Origin of the sequence: Sorangium sp. So ce381 (genome assembly GCF_051473845.1) — a bacterium.
GTDB lineage: Bacteria > Myxococcota_A > Polyangia > Polyangiales > Polyangiaceae > Sorangium > Sorangium atrum.
In genome coordinates this window covers 8,808,886-8,834,445 of record NZ_CP150336.1, presented here as the reverse complement: position 1 = coordinate 8,834,445, position 25,560 = coordinate 8,808,886, and the positions used below count along the sequence as shown (strand labels likewise).

Sequence of the window (25,560 nt, the reverse complement as noted above, 5' to 3'; positions counted from 1 at the left end):
CGCAGGCTCGTGATGGCCATCAACCAGACGGCGCGCAACGCCATCAATCAGCCTGAGCGTCAACAAGCGCGCGCAGGCGAGCTTCTCCCGCTTCTCCTCGATGATCTTGAACTGCGCCGGCACGAACTCGAGCACTTCGCTCGTACGATGGCCAATGCACTTCTTGTCCGCGCCGCACTGCGGGCACGTCCGCTCCGCCTCAGGGACGGGCACCACGCGCGTCTCACGCGGCAGGTGCTCGGGGAGCGGCGCGCGCCCACCCCGTCCTCGCGGCGGCTTCGGCGGCTCAGGGGGTTGCGGCACCAGCCCCTGATCCGGTTGCGGCGGAGCGTCCGCACCGAGCTCCGAGCCCGCCGCCCCCGGCGGCGCTCCCGCCCCGAGCTCGGCGAACATCAGCAACAGCTGCTCGGTCGAGACCTGTTGGCTCTTGCGGCCGTACAGCTCGCGCAGCGCGCTCGCGAGCCTTGCCGAGAGCGCGGTGTTCTTGTCGCGCAGCTGGACCAGCAGCCCGAGCACCAGCTCGATGAGCTCCGGAAGCTGCCCGGCGGCCGCCAGCTGCTCGAGCTTGCTCCGCACGTCCGCCAGATCGGCGGGCAGTTGTGCCTGGGACTGAACAGGACTGGTCACGTGGCGCGCGGGATAGCTATCCCGCGCGAATCCATCAAGCTTTGCTTCGACGGAGCAATTTTTCTCACGCCGGGCCTCCAGCGCTTGCGCCGCACGGCCTCGGACAGGTCGAACCCTTCGAGCATCAGCGACAGCTCGGCCGCCTCGACCTCGACGTGGGTGGCCCCCTTGGGCAGGTCGCACGCGAGATGGAATCGCCCGCGGGCCAATTTCTTCGCCACGATCATGTAGCCGGTGCGGTCCCAGAACAAGACGCGCACCTGGTCACCACGCCGATTCTTGAACACGAACAGATGCCCGCAGAGCGGGTCGGCCCCGAAGCGCTGAGAGACCAAGGCCGACAGTCCGTCAAAGCTCTTACGCAGGTCCGTGGGCTCGGCGGCGATGTACACGCGCACCGACGGCGGCAGCGTCAGCACGGCGTCTCCTCGGCCGCGAGCGCCAGTACCCGCTCGAGCGTGGCCGGGTCGAAGCCCGGCCGGACCCGCACCACGCGCCCGTTGGGCAGCGCGATCTCGATGGGCTCCAGCGCGACGGCCGATGCGTCCGTCACGACGTGGACCGGCAGAAAGCGCGGTGCTTCGGTCAACGACGACGGCGAGGGCTGTGAGGGCCGGTCAGCGCGCAGCTTCCAGCGCCACCAGTACAGCTGTTTCGGCTTATACCCTTCACGGCGCGCGAATCTCTCGGCGCTCAGCCCGCTGTGCCCCCATCTCTCCACCCGCTCGGCCCACTCCGCCTTCGTCGCCATCGCTTCCTCCTTCGCGATGGGGACTGGTAACCGGCCCCGACGGGGCGGTCACGATGGCGTTGGTCGGGCGCTTACAGTGCGGCGACCATGAGCTCCTCCAGGCTCCACACGTGGTCCGTGACGCCCGCCGCCATCGCCGGGGTGATCCGCATGTTCCGCGGGATGTGGCAGAGGTTCACGTTGACGTAGTGCAAGGCGACCGCCGCGCGGTGCCGCGTGAGCTTCTTCGAGAAGGCCAAGGTCCTGCGCCGCAGCCGCGCGTTCCACTGCCGCGCTGTGAGGTTGCTCCTCTCGATGGCGTAGTTCGTCGCCTTCGCGGGGTCGGGCGTCCCGAAGATGGCGCGCTTCTGGATGAAGTCCACGCCGCGCTCGACCGCGAACTTCTCCGACGTCCCCGGCTTCCCAGGGCGCGAGCTGAAGTTCTTGACCGTCTGCATGTACGGCACGGCGCGCCCGAAGTTCGTCGCGATCGGCTGCGCGTAGAGCCCGAGCCCGTCGGTGGTGATCTGCGGCATCACCACGAGCCGCGCGCGCACGTCTTCGACGAGAGCGTCGGCGCTCTCCTGGTCACGCTTCCCGACGTGCCACGCGATGATGAGCTTGCTGGTGCGACAGATGGCCGCCCAGGTCCACTGCTCACCGACGGCCGCAGCGTCGTCCTTCGCGGCGTCTACCTTGTTCTGGCGCTTGCGGCACCAGCTGTGCTGCTCGTCGAGGTCTACCAGCGCGCACGTCAGATCGCGCACCAGCCGGTCATGGAGCCGCGCGCAGCCCTCGCCGATCGCCTGCCCGAAGCGGCCGATGGTGTCCTGATGGACGCCGGTCATGCGCGACGCGGCGCGGATGCTGGTGCCGTTCACGAGCGCGGCGAGCACCTCTAGCCGCCGCTCCGCCGGGAGCACGTTCGCCATGGGCTTGCACCTCTCCGGACGCGTGCCCATGATCGCAGCGCGACGTGCGACGGGTGGGCCACCATCCGGCGTTCCGCAGCCCCGCCTCGGGTTCCAGCCGAGGCGGGGCGCTTTGCCTGTGCAAGTGAGTATAGCCTCTGTCTCCCGAGTCTCCAGCGTAGCTAGGACATGAGCTGTCCTAGTCGCCGTCGTGGATCCAGCGTCAAACAAGGGGTTTTGTGCACAGTCAAGGGGAACGGGTGCGCCGTGTGACACGGCCCGTCCTAGAGGCGCCTGGGTGCCCTGGCTGGCATCTGCGGGACGAGATGCACGCGCGTGCCAAGTCTCGATGGGCCGGCCAGCTTGACCTGCTCGCCTGGCGGCCGAAGCCGCTGGCGGCGGTCCAGCTCGCGCTGTTCGGCGAGCCTCGCGAGTAGTACACTCGCGGCATGGCCGTTACACCAAAACAAGTCGCCAACCCCGCGATGGCGGATCCGGCCCAGCTAGCCGCGAGCAGGGAACAGGCGGATCAGCTGATCACCGGCGCCTTCGAGCGGATGATCGATGAAGCATTGCTTCGCGGTCACCGACCCGTGAGGGTTCACGAGCGGATCGAGCCACATGGTTCGATGTGTATTCCCTTCGGAGTGTTATCCGAACTTGAACGGCGCTACCGGGCCGCGGGATGGGTGACAAGGCTACAGGACGACACCCTAACGATCGACCTGCCACCGACTGCCCCAATTTGAGAGCGCGACTGCCCTAATTAGGGCACCACCCCTCCTGCGCAGCCCCGGCGCTCCTGCTGCGCGGTCCCGGCCGCCCTCCTGTGCGGCCTCGGCGTCCTCCTGCGCAGCCCCCGCGACCCTCCTGCGCACCCATTTATGTGTCCTATCGTACGATCGCATGCCTCCTGCGCAGCCCCGCGACCCTCCTGCGCACCCATTTATGTGTCCTATCGTACGATCGCGTGCCTCCTACGCGGCCCCGGCAACCCTCCTGCGCACCCATTTGTGTGTCCTATCGTACGATCAGGTGGCTCCTGCGCAGCCCCGGCGCCCTCCTGCGCGCCCAGTTGGTTGCCCTGCGTTGCCATGGCTCGACGCCTGCGCGTGGTTGTCGCCGCTGCTGCGCAGCCTCGGCGTCCGTTTGCGCGGCGCCTCTGTCTCCTTGCGACCTTGCGCTTGCGAGCTTGCGAGCTTGCGACGAAAGCGTCGGTATCGTGCTCTCCGGTGACCCGAAGCCTCGGCGGCGCCGATTTCCTCATTGAGCGACCGCGCCTCTGCTCGGAGGGGCGCTGACCTCGACAAGGAGACATCTCATCGCCATGGCACCGAAGGCAACCACCGCAGCTTCATCCAGGACCAAGAACGCCCAGAACACGCGCGCTTCGAGCGACGCCGGAGGCGCGCACCGCTCGTCGGGCGGTGCGCCCGAGTTCACGCTGAGCGCCGAGCGAGAGGCCGAGCTGCTCCGAGAAGCCGAGTCGCTCGGCGATAACGCCTCACTCTTTCCAGGCAAGCTCGCTCGACGCGTCATCTGGGCGAGCCGCATTCAGCTCGCCGCCGAGCGCGACGCGGCGGATCTCGTGCGCACTCCGTTCGCCGAGGACGAGCCCCAGCTTACGCGAGAGGAGATCCGCGGGCTTCGTGAAAAGATCGAGCTCCTGCGCGTCGTGCAATCGCGCTGGCAAGCGGCGCAGCAGCGCCAGGAGCGGGCCGTCACGGCCTTTCAGAAGCCGGCCGCCGAGGCCGCCCAGATCAAGCAATCGCTCCTCCGCTTCTTCGATCTCCGCTTCAAGAAGAGCCCCGAAGGTCAAAAGCGGCTCATGGCGATCCGGGCGGGCAGCGGCGACGCGGACCTGGTCCAGGACGCCTCCGATCTCCTCTTGCTCTGCTCCGAGCACGCGGAGGCCGTTCAAAAGGCGCCTCGCGGCGAGGCTGCCGCGGCGGATCGCCTCCGCGAGCTCTCGCCGGTGCTCGCGCGCATGCTCGCCGACAAGACGCTCTCTCTCGAGGCGGTGCGCTCGCGCAAGCTCCGCGACGCCGCGTACACCCTCGTCGTGAACGCCGAGCGGAGGCTGCGCGCCGCCGCGGAGTACTGGTACGCGGGCACCGACAAGATGAAGGACTATGCGCCGTTCCCCGTCTCCCGTGGCGCCTACGGCGGAGGAGAAGAGGAGGGGGAGGAGGGCGGCGAGCCGGAGGAGGCCGAGCCGGAAGACGGCGAGTCGGAGGCGGGCGAGTCGGGAGACGACGAGCCGGGCGATGATGGGCAATCGCCCTGAGCTCGCGCATCACGATCGCCAGCGCCCTCAGCCGCGCCGTCGTCCTCGGGGATCACGTTGCGGCTCATGTCGTGCACGAGGCGATCGGCAGTCGAGCGCCGCATCGACGTGACAGTCCAGGAGGCGCCGGTATCTGTCCCGCTCGCCCGCTGCCTGTTCCTTCGCATCGGTGAGGGCTGCCTCCTCGTCATCATGAGCGTGCTCGCGCGCCTCGCGAAGCCCGCGCTCGCGTCCCAGCGCTTCGCGCGCGGTGACCGCGAAGCCGATCGCGACGCAGGATATCATCGCGAGCCCGAGCGGCGAAATGAGCCACATCGCACCAAGTAGATCCTCCATGGTATTCATCGCCTTTCGTCTCCTGGACGCGAACGTACTTGTCTGGACGCAAGGCGGATCTCGGCCTTGTGCTGTCCGAAGACATCACCTGCATCACTGCCCGCTGGCTGTCGGAGGGACGCCGAGGACTCAGCGAACTTGCGTTAGGAGCGCTTCACGCTCCGCGGCGAGCTGTCCTTGCGGGAACTCCCGTGCATGTGTCTCAAGCAAGCGGCGCGCCTCTGCCTCTGCGACCGCGTTATGGTCCTCGATGGCCCTTCGGGCCTCGTCGATGAGGCTCTGCTCGCGCTCGCTGACGGCTGGGACCACGGCGCGGACGGGGAACGAGGTACGACGAACCGGCGCACCTGACGGAGCAGGCCCCCGTGCGTCTCGGTCCTGCGCCGGCTGCGCGATCTCCTGGACGGTCGGCGCGGTCGGCGCGCCGGCCGCGCGCGTGGGAAGTTGGAGGGGCGGCTGCGCGATCTCCTCCACCGCCGGTGCGGGCGCAGGAGTGCGCACCACCGTTGCCCGCAGCCACGACTCCGGGCTGAGCGAGTCCGGCAACGTCGCGATGACGGCGCCGGTCAGCACGACGACCGTTCCCTGCACCAGGATCTTGATGCTCAGGCGGCCTAGCTTGCTCAGCCACCCCTCGCGGTCCCGCAGATCGAAGGCGAACGGGACGCATGCAGCGTCGTCCCATCCGCGCGAGCGTTGCCGCGCCCTCCGGCGTTTCACCGCCGCGTCGAGGTCCTCGAGCGCTCGGAGGTAGTGTGTACTCACCGTCTTCGGGTTGAGCCCCAGCTCGGAGGCGATCTCGATGAGCGGCACCTCGTCGAGCCTGTGTTTGATCAAGATGTCGCGGTACTTGGGGTCGACCTGGTTGATCAGGTCGCGGAGGAGCTCCTCCCGCTGCTGCCTGCGGAGCATCTCTTCCGGGGTCGGGCACTCCGTCTGAGGCTCGTGATCGTCGAACGAGGTCAGGACCTCCCCCCGACGGCGTGCGTTCCGGACGTGGTTCCGCGCCCGGTTCCGGACGATGGCGGCACCGTAGGCCGCCCGAGCCTCCCCGAGCTCGATCCGCTGATTCGCTTCCAGCTCCCGCAGCAAGGCGTCCTGCGCGAGGTCCTCCGCGTCTCGCGCAGGGACTCCGAAGCGCCGCGCGAGGCGCCGGAAGAACTCGAAGCCGCTAGGGGTGCTGGCTGGCTCGCCCATCACCGGTAAAACACCTGAGCCGTCTGGAGGGCTTCAAGAAAATGCAGGGCGGCTCCAGCATTGGTCGGATGGAGTGCGACATGTAGGCGCGGGTCCTGCGACAGCATAGGCAGGGATGGCCGCATTCCCCGAACGGGCGGGACTTTCTCATCGGAACGTTCAGGTCATGTCACTTTCAGCGCCGTTGACGCGCCACGGCTGGCGTAAGTACCGTCGTGCATGCGTTTTGTCGCGCAATCGCTCTGGATATCCTTGATGCTTGGCGTCGTGGTCGGCACTACGCATCCGGTCCATGCGGAGGACCGGAATTCGGCCCCCGCACGAAGCGACGATTCGATCGTAAAGGACCATCTTCGCCGCGCCCGGCGAGCTCGGGCCTCGGGAAAGTGGACCGAGGCACACGCCGCGTACAAGGCAGCGTTCGAGGCGATCGACTCGACACCTGTGACAGCGCGAGAATCCGCTGAGGTCGCTGGAGAGCTGGGCCTTTGCGAGCTCAAGTTACGCAAGTTTCGTGACGCAGCGGAGCACCTGGCTTGGAGCCTTGAGCGGCGCAAGGCGCTTTCTCCTGAGCAGCAAAAAGGATTCGCGGACGGACTGGCCAAGGCCGTTCCGTTCGTTGCGACGCTCTATCTGTCGGTGGATCCGCCGGATGCCGAGGTGCTCGTCGACGGCAAGCCCATCGGCTTACCCAGGCGGACCTACAGACTGTTCTTCGAGCCTGGCAAGCACATGGTGCGGGCCCGAGCACCGGGCCGCGAGGAAGGCTCCCAGACGCTGGACGCGCAGCCAGCGACCGAGCCGATCATGACGATCCAGTTACCACGCGCGGCCGAGAGCAGCGCCAAGGACTACGCGCCCGCGGTGCCCAAGCCCCTGAGCGCATCGCCCCCTGCGCGCCCGCAGGCTCCCGGGCAGCCAGCGTCGTGGCCGACGACACTGCGCATCGCGGGGATCGCCGTCACGACGGCCACCCTGTCCGCGGGCAGCCTGCTCATGATCCGGGCCACGAATCTTGACGGCGATCTGAGCGAACGGCGCGACGGGCTCAACGGCGGTGCGACGGCGAGCGGGTCCAGGTGCTGGCAAGCGGCGGACCGCCCGGCGTGCGCTGACCTGCTCCGCCTCCGAGACGAGCGCAACCTGTCCGCGGGCGTGGGCACGGCCATGCTCATCGCCGGCGGTGTGATCGGGGCAGCGACCGCCGCGTCCTTCTTCACGGACTTCTCCTTCCTGGGGCTCACGCCGGCTCAGGATCGGATCCACGCCTCGCCCGTGGCGACCGGGCGAGAGATCGGCATGATGATTGAGGGGCTGTGGTGAGGACATCGGGGGCCGAGCAGATGCGTTCGAAGGAAGGCCGGCGCGTGGCGACGTCGGTCGTCGCTGTCGCGATCTTCATGTGCGGCGCGAGCATGCTGACAGGGTGCCCGTACTCCGACCCTTGCTGGGAGGTGGAGGCGTGCGAGCCCGATCCGGTGCCTCCGCCCGGTCCGTGCGAAGGGCAGCCTGGCACGGCGCCGGCGCTGGATGAATGCGGGGTGTTCGTCAGCCCGTTGTCGGGTGACGACAAGAGCCCTGGCACGAAGGACGCACCGGTGAGGACGTTGCAACACGCGATCGGGCTCGCCGCGCATGGGCGAGGCCTTGGCGAGGAAGCAACCCGGCGCGTGTACGCGTGCGGCGGGGAGTTCGCGGAGACGATCACGCTGCCCTCGGGGGTCGACCTCTGGGGCGGGCGCCTGTGTGACGGCGGGGATTGGTCGTACGAGGGCTCATTCGACGGGCCGGATCACCCGACGATCATCGCTCCGCCGGGGGGGATCCCGCTGCGGATCCTCGGGGTGGAGGATTCGGAGCCCCCGGGGAACGACACGACGTCGGTGATCGCCGGCGTGCGCGTCGTGGCGGCGGACGCGTCGGCGCCGGATGGAAAGTCGTCGATCGCGGTGATTTTGAGCACGGGGGCGACGGCGATCGTGCAGGACAGCGTGATCGTCGCGGGCAACGGCAAGGATGGGGAGCCGGGAGAGGACGCGGACACCGAGCGGGCCAACGACGGCCTTGAGGGCAACGACGGGGTGTCTGCCTGCACCGCGGACTCCCCGACTGGCGCCCTTCCGGTGGTCACCGTGTGCGACGATGGCATCGAGTCCATCGGTGGATATGGTGGCGACGGCGGGCTCGAGTCGGGGAGCGACGGGGCCTCGGGAATGCCGACACCCGCGCAGGTTTCTGAGCGCGATGGCCACGCGGGGCTCGGCGCGGACCTCATGCGATGCAGCGAAGGGGAGGATGGCGCAGACGGTCCCGACGCCGGTCGCGCGGACGGCGCGGTGGGCGTGGGCCACCTTGGCAAGGACGGATGGATCGGCGGCCGGGGCAAGGATGGGAAGCCCGGCGGCACCGGCCAGGGGGGCGGCGGCGGTGGCGGCAGCAAGTCACGTGGGGACATGGCCGAGTGTCGGGCAGGTCTGCCCCAGGGGGGGGCCGCCGGCGGCTCGGGAGGGAGCGGCGGCTGTGGCGGTCGGGGCGGCTATGGCGGCGGCTATGGCGGGGCGAGCATCGGCATTGTCTTGCTGGAGGGCGCGGAGCTTACGATTGGGGCCAGCGACGTGGTCACGGGCAAAGGCGGCCAGGGCGGGGTGGGCGGGACGGGCCAACCCGGGGGGCTCGGTTGGTCTGGTGGTAATGGGGGCGGGACTTCTGACGCTCGCATGTGGACGGGGTGCCCTGGCGGTTGGGGAGGCAACGGCGGTCGCGGAGGTGATGCCGGCGGCGGGCTCGGAGGCGCATCCGTCGGTATCGCCTACGTCGTGCCCAACTTCGCCATTCGACCCGGAACCAACATCGTTGCTGGACCCGCCGGTGAAGGCGGCCTCGCAGGGAACGCCGGCCTGGGGGACCAGGTGGGAAAAGGGGCGGACGGCCCGTGGGGGGAGCTCTATCATTTCGGTGCGGCAAGCGAGCCGCCCCATTGACTCGCGCTTCGCGAGACGCTGCCAGCGAGGGATGCCGATGCGCCTGAATTCCGCGATCCTCTTGGTCCCGCTTCTGCCGCTCGCCGCGGCCGGCTGCGGCACGGCGCCGGGGGTGAACGACCCTGACGGCGCGCCGCCGTGCGGCGGTCCGTCGACGTGTGCCGGTGATCCGATCCCCGATTCGGTCTGCCTGGAGCATCTCGCGGCGGGGCGGGCGATCGACGGCTGCGGCGTGTTCGTCAACGATCCGGTTCTCGGCGGTCACGACGCGAACCCCGGCACGAAGGACAGGCCGGTGACTACCCTGCCGCGCGCCATCGAGCTGGCGCGCACCGGGCGCGGTCGGGTGTTCCTCACCCGCAATGCCTTCGTGGAGTCCATCACGCTGCCCTCCGGGGTGGATCTCTATGGAGGCTTCGACTTCTTGGAATGGGAACGGCCGCCCGAGATTTCAGATCCGGTGTACGGCACGGCCAAGCTCGTTGGGCCCGTTGGGCACACCCCGCTGACCATCGAGCCGGCGCGGGCCGGCGACACGGGGGCTGCGGATGGGGTCTCGATCATCGATCACATGTTCATCCGCAGTCCAAGGCATATCGGAATGGTTGTTCGGTCGGGCGCCGCGGTGGAGATCATCGGAAGCTCGATCGAAACCACGCAGGGATTGAGGGGCAACCATGGGGAGAAATGGCCGGGCCGGGCAGCGTCGGGACCGGACGGGCAGTATGGGGGAGACGCGTGCTCCGCAGCGACGGTTCCGGGTGGGGCTCCGCCGGTGAACTCTTGCGAGGGAGGGATCCCGAGCGCCGGTGGCAAGGGAGGCGACGGGCTCGCGGACGGCGCTCGAGATGGGGAGGACGGCGAGCCCGTACCCCAGCCGAACCCCAACTACGATGGGGATGGAGGACGTGGCAACCGGGCAGACGGTGGTTGTAGCAACGGCGTCGCCGGGAGAAGCGGTATGTGGGGTGCCGCCGGTGCACAGGGCAAGGGCCGCGGGCGGATCGATGAGACCGGATGGCACCCCGACAGGGCCGGCGACGGCGCCCGGGGGATGCCGGGCCAAGGCGGCGGCGGGGGCGGCGGCCGCAGGGGCGGGCTCGCGGTGTGCGACGCGGCCTCCAAGGGGGGCGCCGGCGGCGGCTCCGGAGGCGCGGGCGGCTGCGGCGGGCGGGGCGGCCGAGGGGGCGAGAACGGCCAACCGAGCATCGCGATGATGGCGCTCCACGCCAAGGTGACGGTGCGCGATAGCATCATCACCGCCCGCGACGGGGGCAAAGGCGGCGACGGCGGGGAGCCGGAGGAAGGCGGCTATGGCGGCCGAGGCGCACCAGGAGGCGCCGTGGGGGACGGCACGTGGTCCTGCGAGGGTGGCAGCGGCGGCCTCGGAGGCGAGGGCGGCTACGGCGGCCCCGGGCGCGGCGGCGACTCGATCGGCATCGCCTACCTCGACGAGGACCAGCTCACCCTGGAGGGGGTCACCTTCGAGCTGGGACTGCCGGGCGTGGGCGGCACCAGCTGGAACCACGATGGCAGCACGACGATGGGACCGAGCGGCGAGGTCCACCAGACGTTTCGGTTTCCTGAATAGCCGAAGTCACGTCATGGGAGAACGGCACGGACCTCCACGACGGCTGCCACGATTGCAGGAAGGCAGGCAGCGAAGCGAGCCGCCGTGACGCCAAGAAACCATGGGAGTAGAAGGGGACATGCCGGGACGGCCCTCCCGCTCTCCTCCTGGCGATCTCGGCGGCTTTTCTGCTGATGGGGACACCTTCCAGCAGTCGGGCTACGACGAAGCTACGGGTTCCGAGTTCACGAGCCAACTCGCCAGGAAGCTTGAGGCCCAGGCGACCATGCCAGTCCGCATGGACGCTGGTGGACATGCCCAAGGGCCCGGCGAAGTACCAGTCGGACTGGGCGCGGCCGCCTGGAGCAACCCCCACCACGCGATCACAGATCACGGCACCACACACCGGCATCGAGTAGATCGCCAGGGACGGACCGAGACTGACGGTGGTTGTCTTCGTGGCATACCCAAGAGTGACTGCCGTTCGATCGTAAACCCCGATACCTGCCCCTGGAACGATGCTGAACATGTTGTGGACTTCGAGCCGGAAGTCCCCCTCGCTGCGCCAGAGCCATCCGGCGAATGGGCTCACGGCAAGCCTGGGTTCGGTCCCGATCTGGATCCCGCCCACGCTCACGCCGCCGTGGAACTCGAGTGCCTGGGCCGGCGCCGGAACCACGACGAGCGCACCGACGCAGAGCAAGCCGATCTTGCCGAGTAAGCGCATGGACATGGTGGAAGCCCTCGCCGAGCCGCGACAGGCGTTATGAGAGCGCGCACGATCTTTCTGGGCATGACGTGGGCGTCAAAGGGAAATTCGGCGAGCAGATCCCCATGCTCTGGGGTCGACGCGTCCCGGGCGGCGCAGGTGCGCATGCGGTTACGCGGTGCGGGTGTTCGTCCCGGTCGACGAACGGCCAGTCACCAGCTCCGCTCCCGACGCGCCCCCCCCACCCCCACGGCCGCTCCACGCCCAGCCAGGCATCGACGACCCCGAGCTCACCCGCGTTCTCCTCGACGCTGCAGCCGCGCTGTCTGCTCCGGCGGCATGTACACCGCGCAGACGACGTGCGCCGAGCTGGCCGACGTGCGCCTCGACCTCCACGGCCGCGCCGCTGCGGCGAAGGGCCATATAGCGCTTGCGCCCGCACTCCTCGTCGCCAGCCGTCGCTGGCGTCCGATTCGACCTCCGCGCCCCGCCGTGGGGGCTGCGCCGCGCTCGAGCTCGAGAACTCCCGTCCCGGGCGTCACAACGCGCCGAGCAGGCTCAGGGCTCAAGGCCGTGCCGACATGCGCCTCGACCTCCGATGGTCCGCGCCGAGCTCGTCCGCGACGATGTGCAACCCGCTGCGCTCTGCTCGAGCTCGGTTTCGGACCGGGGCGAGATTGTCAGGCCGTAGCCGCTGGGACGCAATCCATGCCCCGAATCACAGTTGACGCCGCCCCTCCGCACACGCATCTGGAAAAACTTGGAGGATGAGCATGCGCCACAGGCAGAAACTGAAGGCGATCCCTGTTCTTATTCCTCTCGGTCTCACGGTGTGAGCGTGCAACTACGACGTGGGCGAGTGCTATCTTAGGGGGACGGAGGGCACAGGGGCCGGAGAACCATACCCGCCGGGGTCAGCAGCTACGGGGGACTGGTTCGGGAACGGTGACGACGTGGGGAGCGGCGCCACTGAAGAGATGGCAGGGTGCACGCCCGACAAGACATGCACAGACATGTTCGTAGATTGCCAAGACATCGGCGGCAAGTGCATTACGGGATATCCAGGATGCGACAAATGGCGCCACACGTCGTGTAGGAGTTGCTTTGAGGCCTGCCAATCGGACACACCATACCCGCCAGCGTGCAAATGCAGATCATGCGGATTCAGATGATGAATGATCCGATACAGGGCGCAGTCTACGTTGCCATGGGCAGGGTTGCCGGAGCGGCTCTAGCCAAGGTGGTATCCCCCGTCGTGGTCGACGATGACGAGCTCCTGCTGGGGCCATCAAGAATCGATCCGAAACGTCATCGTGCTGCGCGCGTTAGATACTTGGGTGGAGAGCCGTCTACCGATCTAAATGAAGAGCTTGCGCGTTCTGATGGGCCGCCGGTCTGTGTGGCGCTTCCGCCGACACCAGGCGGCCTGATGAGCCTCTGTCGGATCTGCGCTTCCGTAGTCGAGCGAGGGCGCGCGCTGTTCGTCGTTGATCTCAGCCCAGACGCCGCCGGAGCATTCCCGCAAGGGTCCGGCCCAGGCAGGGCCATCTCCCTCAATGTCGCGGATGCTCTGCTACGCAAGCCGCCCGTGGTTCAATGGTCGAAGCTCGAGACAACTCTCGCGGCTACGCTCTGGAAATTGTGGTGCCGCCGCTCGCCCGTCGCCTTTTCCAGGTTCTGTGCATCTGGGAGCATGTTCCACCCGCAGTTGGCCAACCTCGGGCGTTATCATGCCGGACTCTTTCCCCGACGGGCAGGCCATGGGCTCTTACTATCGCGCTTTGACGAGCTCCTCCTGCGACAGCTATCGCAAGAGTGGCTCTCGCCGGTTAAAGTATTTGTCAACGCGATCAACGCTGAATCTGAGCTCGATGCATGGTTTTCGCACATGGGGGATCTGTACGTAGCCAAACGACTCAATGATTGGTATCACCATACGCGAGGCGGCGTCATCGAACGTCGGAACGCGCATCACCCGAGACCTTCCGAGATGACGAGATGGTCCTTTCGATGGCGTGCGGGGAGCGAGGAGATCCTCGACGCGCTGCCGGGGGTGCAAGCGGCCCCACCTGTATCTATTGGAGGTGCTACCGCGTATGATCCCGACCACGTATGGGTATGCCAATTTGATGCACGAGGCACACCTTACCTAAGTCGATTTGGCACCGCATCATCGGGCGACAGGCTGGAATAGGGCGTACCGGATAGCGCCTGTGACGATGCGAAGTCGTACGCCAGTGCGTCCGTTGCTGCTGGAACGCTTCTCCCCCTAGCTGTTCGCGAACCAAAACGGTCGGCGAACGGCCAGTCACCAGAACCCGACGTGTCCCCTCGACCTCCGCGACCAGGTTCGCACCCCCGGCCAGTTGGACATCGACGATGGCGGCGAACTCGCCGGCGAGGGAAACGGCGGCACGCGCGGCCGCCCGAAAGCTGCGCCCAAGAGTGCCGCGAATCGTAGGGGGCTTCCTGCCCGGTCGCTCGCCTGGCGTGGTTGTCCCTGAGGAGTTGATCCCCCGCTGAGGCGCGAGCCGCCCGAACTTCCCCGGCTCGTCCCGCCACAGTCGCGCCGCTGCAGAGGGGCGCCACCGCACTCGCCTCGAGCTCCTCGCCGTCCGCACGCCCAACTCGGCCATGTGGACGGCGGACGCCAGGGGAGGGCTATACCGGATCGACCCAAGCCCACACCTCCGAGAAGAGGCACATGTAGATCGTCGCCTCGCTCATCAACACCACGTTCGTTGCCACATCCGGTACCACCTCGTTCGCGATCTCCGGCGGAATCGGCCGGTATCCGGGGTACGTGGCCTCGATCTTCTGGGCGACCTCGCGCGCCGCCGGCTCGTCCTCGGGGATACCGGCGAGGTGGATCCCGTAGTATGGCCCGAGCAGGGACACGTGGAAGTCGAGCGCCGTTCCGTCGGTGAGCCAAATGCGGGCCGAGTAGGCCGAGTCGACCCGCCCTGCCAAGATGTGGAACGACTCGTTGTGAAGGCCGTATCGATCGCCCGTCCTGTCGATCATGACGTTCCACCTTGGGTCCTCCGCTCGCCCGCGGTTTGCGGCGTCCACCAGGCGGCACGACGTCGCGTGCGAGTGCAACCCGTCGCGCGGAGACGTGAACAGGCAGGGGCGAGAGGGCGCCGAGGGGGGCACGCTGTTCTGCATCTCCCGGAACCGGACGGCCTGCCCGCCGTGTTACGCACGGGGGAAGGAGCCCGTCGATGCCGAAACGAACCCGTCTGGGCTATCCTGGGCGGGATGACGGTCCAGGAGCTCCACGTCGCGGGATATCGCTCGATCCGCGAGCTGACCCTCCCCCTCGCGCAGGTCAATGTCATCGTCGGACCGAACGGCGTCGGCAAGACCAACCTCTATCGCACCATGGTGCTGCTCGGCGCCGCGGCGAGCGGGAGCTTCGCGCGCACCCTGGCCGAGGAGGGCGGGATGCCCTCGGTGCTCTGGGCTGGCGGGCGCAGCAAGGGCCCGGTGCGGATGACGCTGCGGGTGCGGCTGGACCAGCTCGTCTACGAGCTTCAGTGCGGGCTGACGCCGCCGCCCGGAGGGCCGTTCCAGCTGGACCCGGACATCAAGGAAGAGAGCCTCTGGTTGCTCGACAAGCGCCGCCGCCTGCCGATGCTGGAGCGGGCCGCGGGCTCGGCCTTCGTGCGCGACGCGGACGGCCAACGCGTCACCTTTCCCTTCTCGCTCTGGGGTTCGGAATCGGTGCTGGCGCAGGTGGTGGAGCCGCACCGCTTTCCGTTGCTCTCGGTGGTGCGGCAACAGCTGATGAACTTCCGGTTCTATCACCACTTCCGCACCGACTCCGGCGCGCCGTTGCGGGTCGAGCAGGTCGGGGTGCGTACGCCGGTGCTCAGCGCCGATGGCCACGATCTGGCCGCCGCGCTGGCGACGATCTTGGATATCGGCGACAGGGGCGCCTTGAAGGATGCCGTCTCCAGCGCGTTCCCTGGCGCGTCGCTCGAGGTCTCCTCGACGCAGGGGCGGTTCCGCGTCGAGCTCCGGTTGCCAGGGATGTCGCGGCCGCTCGACGCCCGCGAGTTCTCGGACGGCACGGCGCGCTATCTCTGCCTCCAGGCGGCGCTGCTGAGCCCGAGGCCTCCGCTGCTGCTGGCGCTGAACGAGCCAGAGACGAGCCTGCATCCGGATCTGCTCGGGCCGCTCGGGGATCTCCTTGTGCACGCGGCATCCCGGAGTCAGCTGTGGATCACGACGCACTCCCGCCCGCTGGCAGAGCGAATCCGGAAGGCGACACCGTGCCGGCTCATCGAGCTTGACAAGGACGGTGGAGAGACGGTGCTGGCGCACGGCGCGGCGGAGAATGAATGACGTCGGCCCCCGGGTGAGCCCTGCGAGCGGAGCCGGCGCGGGGGGAGGAGATCTCTTTTCCTCGTCAAGCGGAGGGCAGCGACGTGGCCGACCTCGATCACGTGGCCCGCGGCCGCTCCGCGTTGAACGGCCCTGTACCTGCGGCGTAACATTGACGGAGAACCATGCGAAACCCGAGCCTTACATGCCTGTCCTCTGCGCTGTTGCTCGTCGCGGCCGGCTGCAGTGCCGCATCGCCAGCGGGCGCGCCGTCGGAGTCCTCCTGTCTCGAGCGCCTCGCCGTCGGTATTCCGGAGGTTGGCTGCGGGGTGTTCGTCGCCGGCTACACCCTGGGGGCGGATGACGAAAACCCCGGCACGAGGTCCAGGCCGGTGCAGAGCCTGGACCGCGGCATCGAGCTCGCGAGTACCGGGCGAGGACGCGTCTTCGTGTGCAACCAGTCGTTCCGTGCTCCCATCTCGCTGCCGTCCGGCGTGGATCTCGTCGGGGGATTCAACTGCACCACGTGGGAGCGTGAGAACGACGATCCCACGCGGATTACATCGCTGAACTCGAGCTCCCGCTCCTTGACCGTCATGCCGTCGGCCCCCGGAGAGACGGGAGCCGCGGACGGGGTATCGATGATCATGGACGTGCAGCTCTGGGCGGAGGGCTCGACCGCGATGCTCGTCCACTCCAACACGACGGCGGAGCTGATCCGGGGCCAGATTCACACCGGAGCCGGGACGGCGGGCGACGATGGCTACCCGTGGCCCTCGCCGAACCGGGGAAGAGATGGACACGATGGGCAGGAGGGGGGAGACGCGTGCTCGGCGGCCACCGTTCCTGGCGGCGCAGCAGTGGAGAACCCGTGCTTCGAAGTCATCCCGAGCGCCGTCCCGAGCATCGGTGGCAAAGGAGGGGATGGGCTGCCCGACGCCGCTGGCGACGGCGAGTACGGGGAGCCGCGCGTGGCGGCCACCTCGACGGACGGACGGGGGGGAGCGGGGGAGGAGACGGACGCCCCTTGCGAAGCGGGTCAAGCCGGGCTCGATGGCGAGCCCGGTGCGCTGGGCACCGTCGATGGGGGCATCGGGGACATCACCCCGAGAGGGTGGGAAGGCGGCAGAGCCAGCTACGGAGGCGATGGCACGCCAGGCCAGGGCGGCGGCGGGGGAGGCGGTCGTCGGGGCGGGCTCGCCGTCTGCGATGCGGCGTCCAAGGGAGGCGCCAGCGGCGGCTCCGGGGGCGCTGGCGGCTGCGCTGGCCGAGGCGGTCGAGGGGGCGAGAACGGACATCCGACGATTGGCATCATCGCGCTTCACGCCAAGCTGACCGTGCGCGACACCTCGATCTGGACAGGCGAGGCCGGTCCGGGCGGCAATGCTGGCGCCCCCGAGAAAGCCGGCAGAGGCGGCCGAGGCGGGAAGGGAGGCGCCTTGGGCGACGGCACCCGGGCCTGTGCCGGTGGCGACGGGGGCGACGGAGGCCCCGGCGGCTACGGCGGCCCCGGACGCGGCGGCGACTCGATCGGCATCGCCTACCTCGACGAGGACCAGCTCACGGTGGAGGGGCTCACGGTCGAGCTCGGGCCGCCGGGCAAGGGCGGTATCAGCTGGAACGTCGATGGCACGCTGGTGAGGGGGCCGAGCGGCGAGGCCCACGAGACGCTTCGCTTCCCCGAAGCCGAATAGCCGCGGTCACGTCCGGGGGGACGGCGCCGGCGAGGCCACGTTCGAGGCGAAGCGGAGGGGACCGCTCGTGGCGGAGCTCGACGGGTTCAATGTGCAAGATGCGGTAAGGATCGAGGGCTGGGACGATGAGGGCGGGAGCGGCTCGTCTTCCTGGCTGTGACTTCGAGCAGACCGTCGAGGTTGTCGTTGGCCGAGCCCTCGGGGGCTCCCTCACGGCGCGCACACCTCGGCGGCCGCGCGCACGCTCGACACCGCAGGCGCACGCGTCAGCGCGAGGACCTCGTCGACCGACCACTGATCGCCCGCGTGCTCGCCGTACTTGCTCGCGAGCACGCTGCCGTCGGGCGCCACGAGGAAGTCGGCCGGGAGCCCGAAGCGACCGCCGGTCGGGATCAGCGCGGGCGGCCGCTCGCGACCGCGCAGGATCGCGATCGCGCTCCGCGCCACCGAGTGGACGATGGTGGGCCACACGCGCGGATCGAGCACCGAGAGGAGCGACGGCTCGGCGCCGAGCTCCGCGTACAGCCGCTTCTCGGGATCGGGCACCACCGCGAAGGGGAGCCCGTCGGTGTGGAGCCGGAGCTCGTCGGCGCTCGAGTGGAACACGACCACCTCGCGGATCCCGGCCGCCGCGATCTCGTCGTGACGCACGGTGATCGAGCGGAGGTGGAGGTTGCACACCGGACAGCCCGCGAAGCGACGGAGCTGGAGGTGCACGATCCGCGTGGGATCGGGGATGCGGATCCGCTCGCCGTGGACGCCCACGAGCTCGCGCGCGCCGAGTACGGCCCCGGGCGCGAGCCTCGTGACACGGCGGCGCAGGTCGCCGATCAGGCCGAGGGCCGCGATCGCGGTGATCGCCGCGGGGACGATCTGCCCGACGCCGGTGATCTCGAAGAAGGCATCGCTGGGGAGCTCGTAGGTGGGCGGCGGGAACATCCGGAGGAGCAGGTCGCGAGGCGCGCCCGCGAAGAAGAGGACGTTCTTCGCGAGGTGGTTGTATGCGCCCTCGAAGAGCCCGATCGACGTCACCGGGAACGCGAGGGCGAGCGCCGCGAGCGAGCCCCCGGAGATGCGGCCGGCGCGCGTGCCCGGGCTCCGCCGGTACCCCGCGTACGCCAGCGCGATGGGGACGCAGAGCGCGAGCGCGACGGCGGCGCCGTGGAGGCGCCACGGCGTCGCGTACCGAACGCCGCCGTAGACGTGGTGGATCGCGGTCGCGACGAGCGTCGTGATCGCTCCGATGGTGACCGCCCGGGCGCGCGGGCTGGGAGAGGTGGCGCCGACGTTCACGGTGCTCATGCAGGGCACCGTGGCTCGTGCGCGCGGCGCAAACCATCGCCGAAGGCGAACAACTTTCGTGCATGATACGCATCAATCGAGGTGCGACATGGACCGGCTCGCAGCGATCGAAGCGTTCGTCGAGGCCGCGGAGCTCGGGAGCTTCACGCTCGCCGCGCGCCGGCTGCGCGTCACGCCGTCCGCGGTCAGCCGCCGCATCACGCAGCTCGAGGGCGAGGTCGGCGTGCGGCTCTTCCACCGCACCACGCGCGCGGTGACGCTCTCCGACGAAGGGCGCGCGTTCTTCGAGCGCGCCCGCGCCGCGCTGCGCGAGCTCGACGACGCGCAGCGCGCCACCTCGGGTCTGCGCGATCGACCGGCCGGGCTCCTCCGCGTGGAGGCGCCGACGGTGATCGGCCGTCACGTGATCGTGCCGGTGCTCGCGCGCTTCGCCGAGCGCTACCCCGACGTCGACGTCGAGCTCGTGCTGCGCGACGACCCGGCCGATCTCGCGTCGGAGCGGATCGACGTCGCGGTCCGGCTGGGCACGCTGCCGGACTCGGGTCTGATCGCACGCCCGGTCGGCCGCTCTCGGATGCTCGTCTGCGGCGCGCCCGGCTACCTGCGCGAGCACGGCCGGCCTCGCACGGTCGACGACCTCGAGCGCCACGTGCGCCTCGGGTACGCGCTGCACGGCCGGCTCATCCCCTGGCGCCTCCGCGACGGCGTGAAGGTGCGCGAGATCGCGCCCACGCGGCGCATCGTCGTCGACGACGGCGAGGCGCTGATCGAGCTGGCGATCGAGGGCGCCGGCCTCGCGTGGCTCTGCGACTTCATGCTGGCGCGCGCGGGCAAGGCGCGGAAGCTCGTCGAAGTGCTCCCGGACACCGCGTGCGATGCGGTCGCGATCTCGGTCGTATCGCTCCCGACCCGCCACGTCCTGCCGAAGGTGCGCGCCTTCACCGATCACCTCCGCCGCGCCCTCGCGCCCGACGGCGCGGCGAAGCGGCGCTCTACGCGATGATCGAGCAGAGCCTCGCCTACGCCCGGATCGGCGCCGTCTTCGTGCCGCAGAACCTCGGGGGCGGCTCGGGCCCGTACGAGGCGCGCTTCCCCCGGGCACCTCGATGATGCACGCCGCGCTCCAGTACATCCTGGCCCAGCTGCAGGTATCCACCGTCATCCCCGGCGCGAAGTCCGTCGAGCAGGCGCTCGACAACTTCGCCGCTGCAAACGCGCGGCTTGCCCCCGAGACCGTCGATGCCATTCGCGCGCTCTGGCAGCGCGAGCGGAAGGACGATCCGCTGCCCCCGTGAACGCCTTCGTCACCAACCTCGGTCTCAACTCCATCGCCCAGCTCACGTTCGACGGCGTGAGCAGCCGGGAGAACACCTGCGCCGGGATCCAGGTCTCCCCGTCGGGGAGGTACATCGCGGAGAGGCGCCTCTGCTTCGAAAGCCAGCGGCGCTCAGGTTGCGGTTACGACGGTGATCTCGCCGGTCGTGTACAGCGCGGAAGTGTCCCAGGCGAGCCCTGGGGCGAGCGGCAAGGCGATGTTCACGGAGGCGAACGTCCCCGTGAGGTCACCGCTCCAGCCGAGCAGAACGATGGTGTCCCCGGCCTGGAACGACACGGACCCGGCGGCCGGCAGGACCTCCAGCGCCCCGTCGAGGTTGACGTCCCCATCCACCTGGAGGAGCGGCGAGGAGCTCGAGCCTGCGACCGTGACGCGGAGGGCGGCGCCCGGCCCCTGGCTGTAGGTGCCGGCGATGCCGGTCGAAGGGTAGACCTCTCCGACGGAGAGCTCGCCGGCCTGCGTGTTGGCGAGATCGCCCAGGAAGCTGCCGGTCTCGAGGCGCCCGCCAGCGAAGTCGAGGTCGCCCGCATCGACGTCGATCGCGCCTGCGACGAGGTCGCCCTTCGCGAGCCGCACGGAGGGCCCCAGATAGGGATAGCCGCCGAACAACAGCGCTGTCCGGAGGAGGCCGCCGATCCTCACGGAGGCGCCCTTGTCGATCAGGAGCGACGGAGACTGCGACAGAGAGGCGAAGATCGAAACATCGCCGCTGTTCAGCCACGACGCATAGACGTCGTTCACCATGACGAAGCCACCTCCGAGCTCCGAGCGGATCTCGGTATCTTCTGTGGTCAGGGTCCCATAAGCGCCGACGGTAAGCGTGCCATATCCGTAGTTCGATCCCACCTGGAGGAGCCCCTGGTTGGTCCAGGTGCCGCCCCAGCCTCTGACGCTCGCGCTGCTGTTCATGAAGCCATCGCCGCCGATGCGCGCGTCCACGGTGGAGAGCTGGCCGCTCCGAATGTCCAGCAAGCCGCGGCTCCTCATGCCCAGGACGAACGCTCCCGTGCTCACCCACCTCGTCGCGGTGCCCGTAATGATGGCTTCGCCGGTGCAGGTCCCGCAGCTGCGGCCGATGATGCCGCCGAAGTAGACGTCGTGTGAGAAGAAGCTCGCTCCTTGCTTGAGCTCCAGGGTCCCATGCCCCTGCGTGCCGATGTAGGTCGTCGTCCTGCTCGTCAGGGTGGCGTCGTACCCCTCGACGAGCGCGCGGCCAGATTTCGTGTCGCCTCCGATGCCCACCACGAGATCATCGGTGATCGCCTCGGCGCCGTGACGGATGACGATCCGACTCTCGAAATCGTCGCCGACCTCGATGGATCCGTTGTTGATCCAGGTCGAGCCATACCCGTCGACCAGGATGATGCCGGGATCGAAGCTCGCCCGCACGGTTGCGCCGGGGCTGATCAACGTCCCGCCATCGGTCACCTCGACCGCGCCGGTTCCCACGCGGAGCCGGTTCGGTCCGAGGTCCCATGGGTCCGTTGGGTTCTGAGGCGATACGTTTCCCCAGATGGTCACGTCGGCAGAGGCTGGGCCTCCGACGCTCATCGATGCAGCTGCGATCAGCGCCGAGAGGGTATATCGAGCTCGGTGGTTCATGATTCTTGTCCCTTCCCAAAAAGACTTGGTCCCTTGAGAGCCCACGGTCGCCTGGATACCGCCCGCGATCGCCCGATACCTCCGCAGCACCAGAGCGCTAGGCGCGCATGGTCTCCCATAGTGCACCGATATGCGAATCCGTTTGCAGTTGCAATACCTTCGTCGCATCACCGCGACCTGGGCTCAGGCTCAGATCCGACCGTCCAGGCGGCAAAAAGTCAGGCTACACAACCCCCGCTCCGCGAGCTGCCGCCGATCTCCCCGACGTACCGCAGGACGATTGCCTCCTCGAGGCGCGGCTTCTCGAGCGAGGACACCACCTGGCCGAGCAGGCGGCGGGCATGTTGCGACATGGGCCGGTGCCCGCTGCGCAGCACCCCGAACACATTGCCTGGCTCAAGACGAAGCTCGACGCCGTCCCTGCGCTTGCGGCGCGCGGGGCGAACGATGCCGAGCACGGTCTCGCCGGCGTAGCGGCGGCGCTCCCTGAGGTCGGCCTCGCGCGGGCCCCCTGCGCAGGCGGGCCGCTCCAGGCGTGAGCGCGGCTGCGAATCGCGGTAGAACAGGGGGCGCCATGCCCCGCAAGCCCACGGGATCGCTCTTCCGCAACGACGCTGGGCGGCTCTACGTCCGCGTCCTCGTCGGCGACAAGGACCGGGAGAGCTTCCCCGTCGACCCCAAGCGGACCGAGGAGCAGGCGTGCGCTCCCGCCGATGTCCCCCGCGTCGCGCCGCCACATCGCGCAGCTTCTCCATCGGCTCATGGCGATGGCCGTTTTCCCGTGCCGTCTCCTCGCGACCAACCCGCTCCCCCGCGACTTCCGCCCGAAGCTCGGCCCCGCGAAGGCGAAAGCCTGCCTCTACCCCGACGAGGACGCGCGCCTGCTGGCCAGCACCTCGATCCCGCTGTGCTGGCGCGTCCTCTGGGGCTTCCTGAACCGCGAGGGCCCGCGCATCAGCGAGGCGGCGCGCCCGCAGGTGCAGGACGTCGACATCGATCGCGGTGCGCTGCGCCTCAAGAAGAACAAGACGAACGACCCGCGTGCGAGCGCCAGCAGGTCCGCGCCCACGACCCGCGCTCAACGTTCATCACAGTCGCCCTGGCGAACGGCCGCAGCGAGACCTGGGTGGCCGACAGAACCGGCCATCGATCGAGCGTGATGATCCAGAGATACCGCCGAGCCGCCAGGACGTTTGCAGAGCTGGGCCTTGGCGAGCTAGCTTCCCTCGCCTAGGCGATCCCCGAGCTAGCCGGAAACAGCACAAACGAAGGCGAGCGTGGGCTCCCAAAAGTAAAAATCAAAGTAATATCAACATCTTGGCCCCGTGGCGAAATGGCAGACGCGGTGGATTTAAAATCCGCGGCCCTCGCGGGCGTCCCGGTTCGAGTCCGGGCGGGGCTACCTCCTACGTGCGGCGCGCCGAGCTGGCGCGCCTCGTGGCGCCGACGTGCCCGGGACGCCGCATGCCCGTCACGGTCTGATGGGAGCCTGCCATGGTCCGGCGGGAACCCGATGGGAAACGGCGCGCAGCCACGCTCGTGTCCTCTGGGCTCGACAAGCCGAGTGGATTCGAGTAATGGGAGCGCCACTCCATGGATCTGGACATCGACTGTCTGCGCGAGGCGAAGGTAGAGAACGTAGAACGTCTCGCACACGCTCTGGGCGTCAAGCTGCCCGAGCACAAGCGCCACGACAGGCGCGCCTACAACCGTGAGCTCATCCGCGTGGTGATGCAGGGCATCCGGCGCGACGCCGAGCGGTCGCGTGGACGCAGGTTCTTCGGTCGCAGCTGACGATTCCAGCCCTACAGTAGGCCACCGAGGGGGCAGGTCTCCTACCGCCCCTGCGGCTTGCTCCGCAGCGTCAGCCGGCTCCCGGTCACCCGGCTCCGGGCCGCCATCAGGAGCGGCGCCGCCGGTGTGAGCGGATCCACCAGGTCGTTCACCTGGAGCATCGCCCTGTCCGCCACTTTCCACGCCGCCGACAGCCCCGACGCCCCCTGCTGGGGCGATCCGGCCAGATCCAGCGCCCGGCTCAGCTCCTTGCCCACCTGCGCGATGCGAGCGAGCTCCTCCCGCGACGACCCCCCCTCCTTCGCCGCCACGTAGATCGTCCGCACCACCCCGAGCAGATCCCGCACGGCATCGAAGGGAAACGGCGGGGCGCTGACCGGAATGGGCACTGAGCCAATGTACAGCAACTCGCCCCGCAATGGACCGATCGCATTCCCTTATCTCGCGTAAGATTTCCTCTAAATCGTCTCAGATGTAATTTTCGTAACAGAAATAATCAGTTGAGAGGGCCCACCGCCTCCTCCACCGCGGCGATGAGCGCCCCGCTCTGGATGAGCTCCGCGGCCGCCGCGATGTCGCGGTAGAGGGGGCGGTCCTCGGTGAGCCCTGGCACCACGCGGCGGATGGCGGCGTGGGCGGCCGCGACGCCGGCGCTGGGGCGGAGCGGGAGCCGCTGGTCCACGCCCTGGGCCGCCGTGATGAGCTCGATCGCCAGCGAGCTCCGGACGTTCTCGATCACCTGCGCGAGCTTTCGGGCGCTGATGCTGCCCATGCTCACGTGGTCCTCGCGGCCGGCGCTCGAGGGGATCGAGTCGACGCTCGCCGGGTGGCAGAGCACCTTGTTCTCGCTCACCAGCGAGGCGCTCGCCACCTGGGCGATCATGAACCCCGAGTGCAGCCCGCTGTGCGGCGCCAGGAACGGCGTGAGCCCGGTCGAGAGCGCGGGGTTGACCAGCTGCTCGACCCGCCGCTCGCTGATGTTCGCGAGCTCCGCCGCCGCCATCGCGGCGAGATCCAGGGCGAGCGCGACCGGCTGCCCGTGGAAGTTGCCGCCCGAGATCAGCTCGGCGCCGCCGTCCGGCCCATCCCCGAGGAACACCGTGGGGTTGTCCGTGACGCTGTTGACCTCGCGGGTCAGCACCTCGGCGGCCCAGGCGACAGCGTCGCGCGTCGCGCCGTGGACCTGGGGCATGCAGCGGAGCGAGTAGGCGTCCTGCACCCTGGGGCAGTCCGCGTGGCTCTGCATGATCTCGCTGCCCCCGAGGAGCGCGCGCAGGTTGCCGGCGGTGCAGGCCTGGCCCGGGTGCGGGCGGACGCGCATCAGCCGCTCGTCGAACGGGCGCTTCGAGCCCATCAGCGCCTCGAGGCTCACCGCGCCGGCGATGTCCGCGACCGTGCAGAGCGCGGCCGCGTCCCGCAGCGCCAGCGCGCCGAGCGCGGTCATGTACTGGGTCCCGTTGATCAGCGCGAGCCCCTCCTTCGCCGCGAGCTCGATCGGCGCGAGGCCGGCCTTCGCGAGCGCCACCGCGCTCGGCATGAGCTGCCCCTCGAAGCGCGCCTCCCCCTCGCCGATGAGCACAAGCGCGAGGTGCGCGAGCGGCGCCAGATCGCCCGACGCGCCGACCGACCCCTGCGCAGGGATGCGCGGGCTCACGCGGCGCTCGAGCAGGGCGGCGAGCAGATCGAGCACCTCCGTGCGCACCCCGGAGTGCCCCAGCGCGATCACCTGCGCGCGCAGGACGATCATGGCGCGCACCTCGGCCTCGCCGAGCTCCGGCCCGACCCCGCAGGCGTGGCTCCGCACGAGGTTGCGCTGGAGCGCCCGGATGTCGTGATCCGCGATGCGCGTCTCCGCGAGCGCGCCGAAGCCGGTGTTGATCCCGTACACCGCCGGCGCAGCGTCGCCCGCCGCCGCGATCGCGTCGATCGCGCGGCGCGAGGCCGCCGCCCGCTCGCGCGCCTCGGCGCAGATCGCCGCCGGACGACCGCGCCGCGCGACCTCCTCGAGATCCGCGAGCGAGAGCGGGCGGCCGAGGAGCAACGGACGCGACGGATCCGACGGAGGTGACGAAGGCGGCGGAGGCGGCGAAGAAGGAGAACCAGCGGCGGCGCTCGGCGTGGAAAGGGTCACGAAGGCGCACGCTAGAGCGGCGGA

General features: G+C 69.2%; 22 protein-coding genes, 1 tRNA gene and 1 pseudogene. 12 read left to right on the top strand and 12 right to left on the bottom strand.

What is annotated here, in order from left to right:
- Positions 1-66 precede the first annotated feature (66 nt).
- From WMF29_RS32925 to WMF29_RS32910, 4 genes and pseudogenes are all read right to left on the bottom strand, one after another.
- Positions 67-627 (bottom strand): annotated as a pseudogene (locus WMF29_RS32925) (IS66 family transposase zinc-finger binding domain-containing protein); the annotation flags it as partial.
- Positions 624-1,046 (bottom strand): IS66 family insertion sequence element accessory protein TnpB, encoded by a 423-nt coding sequence (gene tnpB, locus WMF29_RS32920; RefSeq protein WP_437324081.1) that lies wholly within the window; start codon positions 1,044-1,046, stop codon positions 624-626. The gene tnpB and the pseudogene WMF29_RS32925, both read right to left, overlap by 4 nt.
- Complete coding sequence (tnpA, locus tag WMF29_RS32915) at positions 1,040-1,378, bottom strand: IS66 family insertion sequence element accessory protein TnpA (protein WP_437324080.1); 339 nt, start codon at positions 1,376-1,378, stop codon at positions 1,040-1,042. Before tnpA ends, tnpB begins: the two co-directional genes overlap by 7 nt.
- 71 nt (positions 1,379-1,449) lie before the next feature.
- A complete protein-coding gene (locus WMF29_RS32910) occupies positions 1,450-2,289 on the bottom strand; it encodes an IS1 family transposase (protein ID WP_437324079.1) in 840 nt (279 codons plus the stop codon).
- A gap of 1,306 nt (positions 2,290-3,595) precedes the next feature.
- Between WMF29_RS32910 and WMF29_RS32905 the strand changes: the two genes are divergently transcribed.
- Complete coding sequence (locus WMF29_RS32905) at positions 3,596-4,555, top strand: ATPase (RefSeq protein ID WP_437324078.1); 960 nt, start codon at positions 3,596-3,598, stop codon at positions 4,553-4,555.
- Positions 4,556-4,582: 27 nt separating this feature from the next.
- On the opposite strand, the gene WMF29_RS32900 is transcribed toward WMF29_RS32905, so the two are convergent.
- Both WMF29_RS32900 and WMF29_RS32895 read right to left on the bottom strand, forming a co-directional pair.
- Positions 4,583-4,900 (bottom strand): hypothetical protein, encoded by a 318-nt coding sequence (locus WMF29_RS32900; RefSeq protein WP_437324077.1) that lies wholly within the window; start codon positions 4,898-4,900, stop codon positions 4,583-4,585.
- A gap of 120 nt (positions 4,901-5,020) precedes the next feature.
- A complete protein-coding gene (locus WMF29_RS32895; RefSeq protein ID WP_437324076.1) occupies positions 5,021-6,088 on the bottom strand; it encodes an RNA polymerase sigma factor in 1,068 nt (355 codons plus the stop codon).
- Between the two features lie 219 nt (positions 6,089-6,307).
- On the opposite strand from WMF29_RS32895, the gene WMF29_RS32890 reads away from it, so the two are divergent.
- From WMF29_RS32890 to WMF29_RS32875, 4 genes are all read left to right on the top strand, one after another.
- Positions 6,308-7,411: a hypothetical protein gene (locus WMF29_RS32890; protein ID WP_437324075.1), complete on the top strand. Its 1,104-nt coding sequence runs from the start codon at positions 6,308-6,310 to the stop codon at positions 7,409-7,411.
- Positions 7,412-7,431: 20 nt separating this feature from the next.
- On the top strand, positions 7,432-9,069 hold the full coding sequence (locus WMF29_RS32885) for a hypothetical protein (protein ID WP_437331190.1): 1,638 nt from the start codon (positions 7,432-7,434) through the stop codon (positions 9,067-9,069).
- A 37-nt stretch (positions 9,070-9,106) separates the two neighbouring features.
- Entirely contained in the window at positions 9,107-10,660 is a 1,554-nt protein-coding gene (locus tag WMF29_RS32880; RefSeq protein ID WP_437324074.1) for a hypothetical protein, read from the top strand.
- Positions 10,661-11,157: 497 nt separating this feature from the next.
- Complete coding sequence (locus tag WMF29_RS32875) at positions 11,158-11,409, top strand: hypothetical protein (protein WP_437324073.1); 252 nt, start codon at positions 11,158-11,160, stop codon at positions 11,407-11,409.
- 2,600 nt (positions 11,410-14,009) lie between these two features.
- Here the strand turns inward: WMF29_RS32875 and WMF29_RS32870 are convergent.
- Positions 14,010-14,372 (bottom strand): hypothetical protein, encoded by a 363-nt coding sequence (locus WMF29_RS32870; protein ID WP_437324072.1) that lies wholly within the window; start codon positions 14,370-14,372, stop codon positions 14,010-14,012.
- Positions 14,373-14,609: 237 nt separating this feature from the next.
- Here WMF29_RS32870 and WMF29_RS32865 point away from each other — a divergent pair, with 237 nt between their 5' ends.
- Positions 14,610-15,698 carry an AAA family ATPase gene (locus WMF29_RS32865; RefSeq protein ID WP_437324071.1) on the top strand — a complete coding sequence of 363 codons (1,089 nt, stop codon included), beginning with the start codon at positions 14,610-14,612 and terminating at the stop codon, positions 15,696-15,698.
- Positions 15,699-15,862: 164 nt separating this feature from the next.
- Positions 15,863-17,371, top strand: a complete 1,509-nt coding sequence (locus tag WMF29_RS32860) for a hypothetical protein (protein WP_437324070.1) — start codon at positions 15,863-15,865, stop codon at positions 17,369-17,371.
- Positions 17,372-17,581: 210 nt separating this feature from the next.
- Here WMF29_RS32860 and WMF29_RS32855 read toward each other — a convergent pair whose 3' ends face one another.
- Complete coding sequence (locus tag WMF29_RS32855) at positions 17,582-18,673, bottom strand: peroxiredoxin-like family protein (RefSeq protein WP_437324069.1); 1,092 nt, start codon at positions 18,671-18,673, stop codon at positions 17,582-17,584.
- Between the two features lie 88 nt (positions 18,674-18,761).
- Between WMF29_RS32855 and WMF29_RS32850 the strand changes: the two genes are divergently transcribed.
- Positions 18,762-19,676: a LysR substrate-binding domain-containing protein gene (locus tag WMF29_RS32850; RefSeq protein ID WP_437324068.1), complete on the top strand. Its 915-nt coding sequence runs from the start codon at positions 18,762-18,764 to the stop codon at positions 19,674-19,676.
- 103 nt (positions 19,677-19,779) lie between these two features.
- Complete coding sequence (locus tag WMF29_RS32845; RefSeq protein ID WP_437324067.1) at positions 19,780-19,968, top strand: aldo/keto reductase; 189 nt, start codon at positions 19,780-19,782, stop codon at positions 19,966-19,968.
- A gap of 152 nt (positions 19,969-20,120) precedes the next feature.
- On the opposite strand, the gene WMF29_RS32840 is transcribed toward WMF29_RS32845, so the two are convergent.
- Positions 20,121-21,458: a hypothetical protein gene (locus WMF29_RS32840; protein ID WP_437324066.1), complete on the bottom strand. Its 1,338-nt coding sequence runs from the start codon at positions 21,456-21,458 to the stop codon at positions 20,121-20,123.
- Between the two features lie 371 nt (positions 21,459-21,829).
- The gene (locus WMF29_RS32835; protein WP_437324065.1) at positions 21,830-22,069 is read right to left on the bottom strand and encodes a hypothetical protein; all 240 of its coding nucleotides are present in this window, start codon (positions 22,067-22,069) and stop codon (positions 21,830-21,832) included.
- A gap of 303 nt (positions 22,070-22,372) precedes the next feature.
- On the opposite strand from WMF29_RS32835, the gene WMF29_RS32830 reads away from it, so the two are divergent.
- The 3 genes from WMF29_RS32830 to WMF29_RS32820 all read left to right on the top strand — a co-directional run bounded on the left by WMF29_RS32830 (position 22,373) and on the right by WMF29_RS32820 (position 23,405).
- Positions 22,373-22,771, top strand: coding sequence for a hypothetical protein (locus WMF29_RS32830; RefSeq protein WP_437324064.1), 399 nt, complete (start codon positions 22,373-22,375; stop codon positions 22,769-22,771).
- A gap of 159 nt (positions 22,772-22,930) precedes the next feature.
- A tRNA-Leu gene (locus tag WMF29_RS32825) sits at positions 22,931-23,013 on the top strand.
- Between the two features lie 191 nt (positions 23,014-23,204).
- On the top strand, positions 23,205-23,405 hold the full coding sequence (locus WMF29_RS32820; protein ID WP_272095040.1) for a hypothetical protein: 201 nt from the start codon (positions 23,205-23,207) through the stop codon (positions 23,403-23,405).
- Between the two features lie 41 nt (positions 23,406-23,446).
- Here WMF29_RS32820 and WMF29_RS32815 read toward each other — a convergent pair whose 3' ends face one another.
- Both WMF29_RS32815 and hutH read right to left on the bottom strand, forming a co-directional pair.
- Positions 23,447-23,794 carry a hypothetical protein gene (locus WMF29_RS32815; protein ID WP_437324063.1) on the bottom strand — a complete coding sequence of 116 codons (348 nt, stop codon included), beginning with the start codon at positions 23,792-23,794 and terminating at the stop codon, positions 23,447-23,449.
- A 107-nt stretch (positions 23,795-23,901) separates the two neighbouring features.
- Positions 23,902-25,446: a histidine ammonia-lyase gene (gene hutH / locus WMF29_RS32810; RefSeq protein ID WP_437324062.1), complete on the bottom strand. Its 1,545-nt coding sequence runs from the start codon at positions 25,444-25,446 to the stop codon at positions 23,902-23,904.
- Positions 25,447-25,560 lie beyond the last annotated feature (114 nt).